Genomic DNA, 12,345 nt, shown 5'->3' on the forward strand with positions numbered 1-12,345 from the left:
TTTATGAGCCTAAACTTATTTTTAAAAATTTCATCGAATCCTCTCTTTTACGGCGCAACGCCTCATTTACGCCATCCCAATCGATAGTCGCGTCCAAGCGCGCGTCTTTGGGATCTTGCAAAGCTCTATCTTCAAGCCCGAACGAGCCCAAAAGTGAGCTAAAGCGCGACGCGCCGCGACTAGCATTAACGAGCACAAAAAACGGCTTATTAAAGATTATAGAAAATACGCAGCCGTGAAATGAGTCGGTTAGCACAAACTCCGCGCCCGCAATAGCGCTTAGCCATGCTTTTATGCCGATGCGGTTGCCGCGGTCGTTCACCTCATCTATCTCTAGGCCGTTTTGCTTCTTTAATAGCTCTATCGCCGCTTCTGAGCGAGGCGATGGATCTAGGATATAGGCAAAGCCCTTGCACTGCGGCGCATGGCTTAAAAATTTATCGTAAATCTCTTTGTTAGCTAAAAGCGTAGGATCCAGTACCCAATGCGCATTTACACCAAAGCATGCACTCGCAAGCTTTACACCATCACGCTCGCGCACCGAAATAGCTTTAAATTTAGCCAAATTTGCAGCGTGAGCTTTTAAATCTGCGGGATTTTTAAGCCCACAGAGCCTATCTCCGCCGAAGCTTGCAGCATATGCGATCCGCGTGCAGTTAGCCGGCAAAAATCCAAGGCTAAAGCAATCTGCAAAATCCGCAAAATAGCTAGGGCGAAAAACCTGATCGCTTCCTAAAATCACCGCTTCAAAGCGTTCTTTCTCGCACAGCGCCTTTAAATCCGCAGGCATGCAAACAGGCACGGTTAAAGGGATATTTTCAGCCACAAACTCGCTAGTATCGCGCTCGTAAGAGGGATTAAATTTTGCGCCGCAAAGCTCCTTTTTTAGCGTGCGCGCCACTAAAAATTTAAGATACGCAATCGATAGTTTGCTTCTTTGCAGGCGCAAGTTTATAAGCCGTGGCTCATGCCCAAGCCCCACTAGCACGCGGCTTAGCGCGTAAGCTTGTAAAATTCCGCCGTAATTATTTACTAGCGGCAGGGTAAAAATCCCGATCTTCATGCAAACTTCCTATAAATTTTATATGCCGCGATCTTTGGTAGCGCCAAAAGCGCTAGCACTTTATTCGCAGCGGCAATTTTTTTAAGCCTAGCAGAGATGAAATCATCACAATCAAAATGCGTAGCGCTATATCGCTGGATCTGAAGCTTCTGGCGCAAGATGTAGCGTCTAAGCGGATTTTTCACGCCGTAGAAAATTTCGTTTTTGCACTCCACCTGGCTTTGCTGCGAGCGCTGCACCTCTGCTGCGGATATCCGCTCGCAAAAAATCGCCTCGCGCGCCTGCTTCGTAGGCTGCGAAAATAGCGCGTCGATCTGAGCTGCGCGCGTAATTACGAGCGATGTGCCGCGCCACTCGCTCATTTCGCTTTGCAGCCACGCATCCATCAGCACGACGTCGGCGCATTTGGCAAAAACGTCGGTGCAGGCGTTGCACGCAAGCGGCGTAAAAGCGCGCGAGCTCCAGTATGCAAAGGCGCTACTACTGCGATCGTCTATCGCCTCACTGCCGTCTGCATCGCGAAATTTAAAGCCAAAGCTCATCGCACTTTTGCCCGCGATTTTATATCTGTAATTAACCGTCGTGAGCTGCTTACGCTCTTTAAACGCAAGATCTGCCAGCTTATGCGTAAAACCAGCACCCTTGCCCTGTCCGCAAACCAGCCCAATAATAAAGCTTATGCGGGATTTAAGGCGCGGATTTTTACTCGCAGCAAGCCTTAAAGCCTTAGCAAAGCACGGCAGCGCGCTGATCGCGTATCTACCCTCACGGCGCGACATCTCATTTAACACCGCTTCAAGCGTGAGCGGATAGTAAGCGGACGAGCGCGCACGAGTAAGCTCATCGGCATTTTTTATCACGCTAAATTTAAATAGCGGCACGGAATTTTCGCCCGCATAATTTCGCGTGTTTTTAGAATTCTCGCAAGCAAAATTCTGCACTGATACGGAATTTTTACAAGAAGCTTTAGAATTCTGCGCGAAATTTTCATTTGTAAAATTCTGCATAGAATTCTGCGTAAAATTTTCGCAAAAGGAATTTTGCGTACTCGTAAAATTTATAGAATCATCATCCGCCAAATTCTGCGTTAAATTCGGAATTGCGAAATTCTGCTCGGAATTTTTGGTTGCGGAATTTTGCAAATTCTGTGGCTGCGCTAAATTATTGCAGGCAGAAAAATCCCGCTTGGGATTTTGGGCTATAAAATCCCCTTCGTCCGCGGGCACGGCGCAAATCGCGTAATCTATGAGCCCGCGCGCAAAAAGCTCGCGAAAAATATAATCTCCCGCACCGCCGCTTGCACTGCTTAGGCGCTGCGCTTCATCTTTTTTGTAGAATTTGTAAGTGGCTAAAAACCTGCCAAAATCAGGGCTAAAGCTTTCCAGCTCTGCGTATGATTTAGAATTTAGCTCATTTTCAAGCGTATCTTTTTCGTAAAACGGGCAGACTTTTAGGCAGATGTCGCATTTGTCGCGGCACCCTTCGCCCTCCTCGGGCGCGTAAAATCCATTGCCTCCAAGCCGCATTTTTAGCACACTAAAAGGGCAGCTGCTCGCGCAGACGCCGCAACCGATACAGCGGTCTTTCGTAACCACTTCACTAATTACATTGAAGCTCAAGCCCGCCTCCTTATCTTAGCTGCAATGCCACCAAAAATCGCGCGCTCATAGTCGTTCATCGCCCAAAAATACGCGCTTAGCACAAACATAGCCGAATAAAGCCCGCCGCAAATTAGCAAAAAGCTCACTCCATGTAAACCTAATGCGTAATTTATCGCTAGGCTTACTGCGATTGCGGGAGCAAATTTTACTACCATCGCGCCGATATTTCGCCAAAATTTAGCGATGTCAAGTCCGATTACACGAGCATAGTAGATATTCATCACGCAGATATTTAGCAAGGTGATCGCAAAAGCCGTGCCGCACGCAGCGCCCACGCCACCGTAAGCCTTAGCTAGCGGAATAGAAATAGCGATATTTGCGAGCGTGACGCAAAACGCGGCGATTGAGCGAAATTTGACTTTGTTTTTTGCCTGAAGCACAGCTAAGCCTAAATTTTGAATCAACGGCACGCTTACTGGAAGCACCAAAATAAGCGCGATCGCGTATGAAATTTCATAATTTGCGCCAGCCCATAGCACGATAAACTCCCGCCCAAAAATCACCAAAAGCGACGCGATAAAAAATATCACGTAAAATTGCAACCTGCCTATTTTGATAAATTCTGCGCTAAGCTCGGAATCAGTGGAGTTGGCAGAAACCATTTTGGCAATTTTAGGAAGCATTACGCCGCTAATGGTGAGCGAAAGCGTGACGAAAGTGGCATTTATTGTGCTTGCTACGGCATACGTGGAGACCGCTGTAGCGCCTGCGACCGCGCCTAAGATAAAATTATCGACATTCCAGTTTACTTGATCGACTACGATGCCTAAAAATATAAAAAACGAGTAGCCAAAAATTTGCTTAAGCGTGGAGGCGTCGAAATTTCGCACGCTTATCACGGGCGAGACTTTACGCTTGCAGTAGATGAAATCTGCCGCGACGCAGATTAAATTTACCGCCGTAGCGATGATTACGATCGCGATAGCCTTATATCCCAAAAGTAGCGTAGGCACCGCAGCTAGTGGCAGAGCGATCGTACGAAAGATCCCAATTAACTTGATAAATACGAAATTCTCATGCGCCGTAAGGATCGACGAATAGATGCTAAAAGGAAAGCTAATCGCTAAATTTACAGTTAGTAGCATTAGCATAATGCGAATTTCGCCCATCTCACTAGCGCTTAGCTTAGCGCCAAAAATCGCGTGCAGATTAGCTAGCAGCGCAGCTCCTGCAATCACGATCACCGCGCTCATTACCAAATACACGCTAAAAATCGTGCCGTGCAGCTTATGCATGCGCTCCACTTCGCCGCTTGAGACGTATTTGGCGGTATAGACCGTCACGGCGTTACCAAAGCCTAAATCCAAAATCGCCAAATAGCCAATAACACTGCTAGCTAAAGAATACAGCCCAAACTCGCTCTGCCCCAGCGCCCGCAGAAAAAACGGCGTATAAACCAAAGTAAGTATCGTAGAAACAAAGATATTCACATACGATAGCACGACGCCGAGCTTGCGCTGCGCGGCTTCGGGGGCGTTTAGAATTTTAAGCAAACAAGGCTTCCTTTTGCTCGCCGCTATTAAACGCGGCGGAGTAAAATTTTAAAATTTCAAATCGCACTTTCACGCTAGAACCTAGAGCTTTTTTTCCCAATTAAGCGCGCTTAGGATGATCTCATCTAGGCTCTCGTGCTCAGGCTGCCAAGAGGTTTTGGTGCGAATTTTATCGGCGTTTGAGATGAGGCAGGCAGGATCCCCCGCTCTGCGCGGAGCGATCTCTACTTTAAAATTTACGCCGCTTACTTTTTTAGCTTCATTGACGACCTCTTTTACGCTAAAGCCCGTGCCGTAGCCTACGTTAAAGACCGCGCTCTCACCGCTTTGCAGATAATCAAGCACCGCCAGATGCGCGCTTGCGAGGTCCTCTACGTGGATGTAGTCGCGTATGCAGGTGCCGTCTTTGGTATCGTAATCATCGCCGAAAATGCTCATCTTATCGCGCTTGCCGACGATCGTTTGGGTCGCAACCTTAATTAGATGCGTCGCGTTCGGGTAGTTTTGCCCGATCGTGCCGTCGCTAGCCGCACCTGCAACGTTGAAGTAGCGCAAAATTCCGTATTTAAAATTTGGATTTGCCGCCGCCGTATCTTTTAGCACCCACTCGACCATCAACTTGCTTCTGCCGTACGGATTGATTGGATTTTGCGGAGTTTCCTCGCTTACTTGCGGGATGTCCGGCTCGCCATAGGTCGCTGCCGTGGAGCTAAAGATAAAATCTTTCACGCCGTATTTGTTCGCAAGCGCGATCAAATTCATCGCGTTGGCGGTGTTGTTTAGATAGTATTTTAGCGGATTTTGCGTGCTTTCAAAAACCTCGATAAACGCCGCAAAGTGAATGATCGCATCAAACTTCTCGCGCCCAAAAAGCTTCTCGATCGCAGGGGTGTTTTCTAGGCTTTCCTGCACGAACTCAAACTCGCCCACGTCGCGAAGCGCCTCGATCGCTCGCATCGAGCCTTTGCAAAGATTATCCAGTATGACGACGTCGTGGCGGTTCGCTTCTAAAAGCGCCTTTGCAACGTGGCTACCGATATATCCAGCGCCGCCGGTGATTAAAATTTTCATCTATTCTCCTTCGGATCAAATTTATCAAAATACGCGATTATAGCCCCTTAGATTAAATCGCTGGTCGCACGCGCAAAAATACGGGGAAGCGCGGCTTTTTCTCGCGGGTTAGGTTTTGGTATTGATAGGTGATGACCGTGCCCACCTTAGGCGGATTTGCCCGCATTTCGTCGCTAAAGCCCGTGCCTACTTTAAATTTCACTCCGCTACGTAGATCCACGCAGCTAAGCGAGCCCATCTTGCCCTCATTTTTGCCGTAGCCCGGGTTGATTTTTACGACCTTGCAATCGCTATCGTGCGTCTTTTTGTATTTTAAAATTTTATCGCTGCGCCCGCTCTCATAAAGCGCGTTTGGATCGCGCAGTACGACCCCCTCGCCGCCTGCTGCGATGACGCGATCAAAATACGCCTGCACGTCTGCGTGCGTGCTTACCGGAGTTTGCTGCACGATCAGTAAATTTTGCGCGCCGCTTGAGGCGATAAAATTTCTTAAAATTTCCATCTTCGCGCTTAAATTTTTTTGCTCCTTCGGTAGATCGAAGGCGTAAAATTTTACCCTGCTCCAGCGCTCATCGGGCACGCTAGAAGAGACGATCGAGACGAGCTGTTCAAACTCCCCGCGCGCCGTGTATAGCTCGCCGTCCACGAAAAACGGCGGAAAGCCCGCGCTCCAGCCCTCGGGAGCGTTTATGATCTTGCCGCGCCTGGAGCGCAGATTTTTGCCGTCCCAGATCGCGCGCACGCCGTCTAGCTTCTCGCTGATCACCCAGCCCGTGATATTCATGCCGGGGACGTACTCTTTAAGCAGCATCGGTTTAAATTTAGCCTCATCCGCGACCGCGCCGCAGACCAAAAACAGCGCGCCAAAAACAGCACCTTTTAAAATTTTAAAAATTTCACTTCGCATATGCCGCCAGCTCCCTTTCTATAAAGTCGCAAAAAACGGACGTGTAGCTCATGCCCGCGCACTCTTTTTGCAAAAATTCGCCCATTACGGCGATGTAATTCAAATAATCGTCCTTGGTGATCTTACCGCGCAAAAGCTCGTATTTTAAAAACAGCCAGTAGGTGTTGAGTACGTCGGATCTGCAGTACTCGTCGATCTTGGCCTGCTCGCCGCCGTAATACAGCTGCAGGACCTGATCGCCGTGCACGTCGTATTTGCCGGGAAGGCCCACGCTGGCGCAGATATGATCAAGTTTGAGCCCGCGAACGGCGCCAAAATCGCTGATGTGATCGAGCAGATCCAAATGAAACCGCCCGTCGTAGCGGCTGCGGTAGTTCTCCCATTTGCTCTTGTTGTTATCGCGATCGTTCGTCTCAAAATACGCCGCGGCGCTTAGATCATAGCACATCGCGCGCGCCATAATCATCGGCAGATTGAACCCGCGCCCGTTGAAGCTCACGAGGCGCGGATTAAAATCCTCGATGAAGGTTAGGAATTTTGCGATTTTATCGCGCTCATTCTCGCCCTCAAGAGTCGAGACGCGCAAAAACCTGCCGAATCCGTCCGCCATCACGGCGCTAATGCTAACGACGCGGTGGAAACAGACGGGCAGGAATTCGCTGCCGGTTTTTTCTTTGAAAATTTCCATCGCCCTCAGCGAGAGCAATTTGTGGTTTAAAATTTTGCTTTTATCCGCGTTAAAGATCAATTGCTCGCCGTAAATTTTAAAATTTAGCGCGTTTAACGCGGGATCTTGCGTGGAATTTAAAGCGGGATTTTCGCTCTTTGAGCTTTTGGATGAGGAGCTTCGGGATGTAGAGCTTTCCGCCGAGAAATTCTGAGGCGCAGGGCTTTGCGGCGCGGAATTTTCTATCGCGGCGCCCTGTGCCGCGGAGCCTTGAGGCGAGATATCGTCGTAGGTTAAATTTAGCGACGCGGAATTTTTAGGCGCGGTATTTTGCGGCGCTAAATTTTCGCTCACAGAATTTCCTTGCGCGGGATTTTCAGCGGAATTTTCACTCGCGAAGCTTTGAGGCGCAGAATTTTGCTCGGAATTTTCTATTTTAAAATTCTGCTCCGCCGAATTTACAGCAAAATTTAAAGACGCGTTTTGTTTCTCGCCGCCGATCTTTTGCGAGAGCTGCGCGTCAAGAAGCTTTGCGAAGCTTTTTTTATCGAAAGGCTCAAAGCAGTCCGCAATCGCTTCCTCATCCAGCACCCGCACCAGCGTCGCTACGTCGGGTATCGTCTCGCAGTCGAATACGCAGATATAATCCTTTTTCATAAAGCTCCTTTCTAGCGGCTTTTACCGCTTTTTTCAAAAACGGCTCTGAAATAATCCTCTATCTTCATACCGTTTTAAGTATGCTCGCTAGACCTAGCTCCTCGCTCATTCAAGGTTCTCATCACCGCTTCCAACTTTTAAATTTTGCGCTGCCGCATTTTCGCAACAGAAAGGGGCGTATGCGGAGGCGCGGCAAATTTCGCTACTGCTCGGCGCGACGCAATTACCGTGAGCAAAAGCGCGCCGGTCGTTAAATTTATCTTTCGATCAAGCGCTTGATACCCGGCAAAAGCTCGCCGGACGCCTCGCAAATCCTGCTTCGCAGCAAGCTAAAATCGCTGCAGTAATCGCCCAAAAGCTGCAAAATATCGTCTCTGATAGCTTGCGAACGCTCGCTCAGAAGCAGTTCCCGCAAAATGGCAAAAATTTCGCTCTCAAACGCCGGCGCGCAGCCGCAATATGAATCAAGGTAAAACTGAGGCACGACAGAAGCGAAGCTTTCTCGGCCTCGTCATCACCTCGCAAAACGGCGGCGATGCCCTCTATGCTGCCTTCTGCTATCCGCCTATGACTATCGTCGTAAAAAACTGCACGCGTCAAATTTTGCCCTTTTTGCACGCCGCTTATTCGGCCTTGGCCGCATCCCACGCAAGGATCGTCTTACCCTCGGCGTCGGTAGCCACGTCGCCCATGCCCATGATGTTGTAGCCGCAGTCGACGTAGTGCACCTCGCCCGTCACGCCGCTAGCTAGGTCGCTGAGTAGATACATCGCGCTTTTGCCGACGTCTTGCGTCGTGACGTTGCGCTTGAGCGGCGCGTTGATCTCGTTATAGCGCAAAATCATCCTAAAGTCGCCGATACCGCTTGCGGCAAGCGTCTTGATCGGACCCGCGCTGATAGCGTTTACGCGGATACCGCGCGTGCCAAGATCGTGAGCGAGGTAGCGCACGGAGCTTTCAAGCGCCGCTTTTGCGACGCCCATAACGTTGTAGTGAGGCACGAATTTCGGCCCTCCGAGGTAGGTTAGAGTTAGCACCGAGCCACCCTCTTTTAGCACCGGCAGCACCGCGCGCGTGAGGCTCAGTAGCGAATACACGCTCGTGCCCATCGCGATATCAAACGCCTCTTTTGTAGTATTTACAAACTCGCCTTCAAGCGCTTCTTTGGGCGCATAGGCCACTGCGTGCACGACGAAATCTATCTCGCCAAGGTCTGCTTTGATGTGATCCGCAAGCCCGTCTAAGTGAGCTGGGTTGTTTACGTCAAGCTCATAGACGAATTTGCTTCCAAACTCCTCCGCGATCGGCTCTACGCGTTTTTTCAGCGCGTCGTTTAGGTAGGTAAACGCCATCTGCGCGCCCTGCGCGTGACAAGCTTCGGCGATGCCGTAAGCGATGGATTTGGCGTTAGCGACGCCGACGATGAGGCCCTTTTTTCCTTTTAAAATCATTATTTCTCCTTTCTAATTTTGCTTGGCTTTTGAGCGCTTTTTGGCGATTTTGTTAAAATTTTGCTCGGCAGACTATATGTCTAGCCTACGCAAAATTTTAACTGCAAAGCCCCAAAAATCATCTCAAAATCCTTCGCAATTTGACTTAAAAATTGCAATTCAAATTTGAACCCAAATTTGATAGCGGCAGTATCGCAAAGCTAGACTAGGCGACTTAAAATTTTGCAACTTAAATTTGAAGTCAATCGCCGTCAAAACGCAAATCGACAAGCGGAAATATCGCTAGGCGAATTTAAATGTTTTCTACTTCGCTACACTTGTAGCTATAAATAGAAGAAGTAAATTTCGTCCCAAGACTAGGCATATAGCCTGTCGCAGGGCGAAATTTACAAAATCATTTAAAGACGTCAGCGAGATGACGCGCTAATAAGTTCCAAAAAGCTAGAGGCGTCCCAGCTCGCCGTACCCACTAGCACCCCGTCGCAACCTCTTATCGCGCAAATTTTTGCGATATTTTCAGCATTTACGCTGCCTCCGTAAAGTAGAGGTGCTGAGCTTTTGGTGCCTAAAAACTTCAGCATTCTTTCGATTTGCTCGCACTGCGCACTTCTGCCCGTACCGATCGCCCAGACGGGCTCGTAGGCTAGTACTAAGCTCGGATATTTCAGATCGATACCATCAAGCTGTGTCGCTACAAACTCCTCGCTGCGGTTTTGCGCAAATGCCGCCTCATCCTCGCCGACGCAAAAGACGATGCGCCAGCCCTGCGCTGCGGCAAAACTGAATTTCTCTCTTATCAGCTCCGCGCTCTCGCCCAAAATGGCGCGCCGCTCGCTGTGACCGATAAGAACGGTTTTGATGTCAAATTCCGCCAGCATATCACCGCCGATCTCACCCGTAAAGCTGCCGTGCGCGGCAGGATAGAAATTTTGCGCACCTTGAGTAAAATTTTTCACTTTCGCGCAAAATGCGCTAGCGGGAGGAAAAACTAAAATTTCATCCTCGCGCGAAATTCCGCCCGCTAAGCCTTCATCTAAAGCTTTAGCGTACCGCTCAAAACTAGCGCGAGTATGGTTGCATTTAAGATTCGCTGCCAGTATCATCACAGCTCCGTTTTAGCAGTAAGCACTCGCACGCCCGGCAGCTCCTTGCCCTCGATGAGTTCTAAGCTCGCGCCGCCTCCGGTAGAAATAAAAGTCATATCGTCGGCGTTGCCAGCGCGTTCGACGACATCTGCGGTATCGCCGCCGCCCACTACGGTCGTGGCGTCGCTATCTGCGATCGCGTGCGATATATACAGGCTGCCGCGAGCGAATTTATCGATCTCAAAAACCCCCATCGGTCCGTTCCACCAGATCGTTTGTGCATCGTCTAGGGCTTCTTTAAAAAGCGCTACGGTCGCAGGCCCGATATCTAGCCCCATCCAATCGCTTGGAATTTCTTGGACGGTAACCTTTTTTGTAACGGCATCTTGCGAGCATTGCGGAGCTGCGACGGCATCGACGGGGATATAAATTTTAACCCCAAGCTCGCGAGCATTGCGGAGAATATTTTTTGCTTCCTCGATTAGATCCTCTTCGAGCAAAGATTTGCCGATGTCATATCCGACGGCTTTTAAAAACGTAAACGCCATGCCGCCTCCGATGATGAGCTTATCGACTTTAGGAAGTAAATTCTTAAGCGCCTGAAGCTTGCCGCTTACTTTGCTGCCGCCCGTTACGGCTACGAAAGGACGCGCAGGATCTTTAATAAGGTCTTTAGCAAATTTTATCTCTTTTAGCAGCAAAAATCCCGCCGCTTTGTGTGCCTCATCGTAGAATTTCGTAATCGCCTCTACCGAAGCATGCGCGCGGTGGCATACACCAAAAGCGTCGTTGATATAAAATTCCGCGTAGCTCGCAAGCCTCTTAGCTAGTGCTTCGTCGTTTTTGCTCTCGCCCTTTTCGAAGCGCAGATTATCTAGCAAAAGCACTTCGCCCTTTTTAAGCGAATTTACCGCAGCTCCAGCTTCCTCGCCCGCGACATCAGAGACAAATTTTATCTCGCGCTCCAAAAGCCTAGATAGCCTCTTTACCACAGGCTTTAGGCTAAGTCTTTCTTCGTATCCGTTTTTCGGGCGTCCTAAGTGGCTGGCTAAAATTACCGCGCAGCCCTCGTCTAAGCAATATTTAATCGTAGGGATAGACGAACGGATGCGACGATCGTCCGTAATATTACAAAACTCATCCATAGGCACGTTAAAATCGCACCTGATAAAAACGCGCGCGCCGTCTTTAAATTTCAAATCTTTAATCGAAAGAATTTCGCCCATCTTATTTCCTTCTTTTTGCCGCATATAAGGCTAAATCTATGAGGCGCTCGCTATATCCCCACTCGTTGTCATACCAGCTCATCACTTTTATCAGATTGCCGTCAATTACCTGCGTGCAGTCGCTAGCTACGATGCTGGAGTATTCTGAAGTACAAAAATCACTGCTGACACGGCTATCGTCGTCTACGAGCAAAATTCCTTTCATCTCTTTAGAGGCATAGCGGCGGAAAATTTCGTTTAGCTCCTCGGCGCTCGTCTGCTTGCGCGTTAGCACCGTTAGATCAACCATCGATACGTTAGCTACCGGCACGCGTACAGATTGTCCGTGCATCTTACCGCTTAGCTGCGGAAGTACCTTACTAATCGCTTTTGCCGCACCCGTCGTGGTCGGAGCGATATTAAGAGCCGCAGCGCGTGAACGGCGAAAGTCCTTAGCTTTTACATCGACTAGGCTCTGTCCGTGCGTATAGGCATGAATCGTCGTCATCAGACCCTTTTCGATACCAAGCTCATCGTCTAGAATTTTTGCAATCGGAGCCAGGCCGTTAGTGGTGCAGCTAGCGTTTGAGATGACGCGTTGTCCTGCATAAGCGCCCTCATTAACGCCGATTACAAAAGTGGGCGTATCATCCTTGGCAGGCGCGCTCATTACGACTACGCCGATACCGTTATCTATGAACGGCTTGCATTTTTCGCTCGTTAAAAACGCACCAGTACATTCAAGCACAGCTTCTGCACCATCGCCTGCAAAATCAAGCTCCGCAGGCTCTCTGGTGGAATAGACGCGGATCTTTTTGCCGTCTACGGCTATGCATTCGTCGCTTAGAATTTCTACTTTTTTACGAAATTCGCCGTGAACCGTGTCGTATTGAAGCAGGTATCTCGTAAGCTCGCGCTTAGCGGTATCGTTGATCGCCACAAGCTCCACATCGTCCCTGCTTAGCGCAATTCTAGCCGCGCACCTACCGATCCTTCCAAAGCCGTTAATTGCGATTTTTACTGCCATAAGGTTCTCCTTATTTGGGATGTTTTCAGCTAGAATTTTACTAAATTTGGGTTAATCT

The 12,345-nt window shown here is 49.2% G+C and carries 11 protein-coding genes; all 11 read right to left on the minus strand.

Features of this window, described 5'->3' with window-relative positions; translation table 11 throughout:
- Position 1 precedes the first annotated feature (1 nt).
- Positions 2-1,063, minus strand: coding sequence for a polysaccharide pyruvyl transferase family protein (locus tag Q0605_RS00285; RefSeq protein WP_298703235.1), 1,062 nt, complete (start codon positions 1,061-1,063; stop codon positions 2-4).
- Positions 1,060-2,682, minus strand: coding sequence for a Coenzyme F420 hydrogenase/dehydrogenase, beta subunit C-terminal domain (locus Q0605_RS00290; RefSeq protein ID WP_298703237.1), 1,623 nt, complete (start codon positions 2,680-2,682; stop codon positions 1,060-1,062). Before Q0605_RS00290 ends, Q0605_RS00285 begins: the two co-directional genes overlap by 4 nt.
- The gene (locus Q0605_RS00295; RefSeq protein ID WP_298703239.1) at positions 2,679-4,217 is read right to left on the minus strand and encodes an oligosaccharide flippase family protein; all 1,539 of its coding nucleotides are present in this window, start codon (positions 4,215-4,217) and stop codon (positions 2,679-2,681) included. The genes Q0605_RS00290 and Q0605_RS00295 overlap by 4 nt, the downstream gene beginning before the upstream one ends.
- Before the next feature lie 81 nt (positions 4,218-4,298).
- Positions 4,299-5,288, minus strand: coding sequence for a UDP-glucose 4-epimerase GalE (gene galE / locus Q0605_RS00300; RefSeq protein WP_298703241.1), 990 nt, complete (start codon positions 5,286-5,288; stop codon positions 4,299-4,301).
- Positions 5,289-5,340: 52 nt separating this feature from the next.
- On the minus strand, positions 5,341-6,195 hold the full coding sequence (locus Q0605_RS00305; protein ID WP_298703243.1) for a DNA ligase: 855 nt from the start codon (positions 6,193-6,195) through the stop codon (positions 5,341-5,343).
- Positions 6,185-7,519 (minus strand): 3'-5' exonuclease, encoded by a 1,335-nt coding sequence (locus Q0605_RS00310; protein WP_298703244.1) that lies wholly within the window; start codon positions 7,517-7,519, stop codon positions 6,185-6,187. Before Q0605_RS00310 ends, Q0605_RS00305 begins: the two co-directional genes overlap by 11 nt.
- 256 nt (positions 7,520-7,775) lie before the next feature.
- Positions 7,776-8,003, minus strand: coding sequence for a hypothetical protein (locus tag Q0605_RS00315; RefSeq protein ID WP_298703245.1), 228 nt, complete (start codon positions 8,001-8,003; stop codon positions 7,776-7,778).
- A 139-nt stretch (positions 8,004-8,142) separates the two neighbouring features.
- Positions 8,143-8,970, minus strand: coding sequence for an enoyl-ACP reductase FabI (gene fabI, locus Q0605_RS00320; protein ID WP_298703246.1), 828 nt, complete (start codon positions 8,968-8,970; stop codon positions 8,143-8,145).
- Between the two features lie 407 nt (positions 8,971-9,377).
- Positions 9,378-10,073: a triose-phosphate isomerase gene (locus Q0605_RS00325; RefSeq protein ID WP_298703247.1), complete on the minus strand. Its 696-nt coding sequence runs from the start codon at positions 10,071-10,073 to the stop codon at positions 9,378-9,380.
- Positions 10,073-11,281, minus strand: coding sequence for a phosphoglycerate kinase (locus tag Q0605_RS00330; protein ID WP_298703248.1), 1,209 nt, complete (start codon positions 11,279-11,281; stop codon positions 10,073-10,075). Before Q0605_RS00330 ends, Q0605_RS00325 begins: the two co-directional genes overlap by 1 nt.
- 1 nt (position 11,282) lies before the next feature.
- Complete coding sequence (gene gap / locus Q0605_RS00335; RefSeq protein ID WP_005873308.1) at positions 11,283-12,287, minus strand: type I glyceraldehyde-3-phosphate dehydrogenase; 1,005 nt, start codon at positions 12,285-12,287, stop codon at positions 11,283-11,285.
- Positions 12,288-12,345 lie beyond the last annotated feature (58 nt).

Source organism: uncultured Campylobacter sp., from assembly GCF_938017705.1.
Taxonomy (GTDB): Bacteria; Campylobacterota; Campylobacteria; order Campylobacterales; family Campylobacteraceae; genus Campylobacter_B.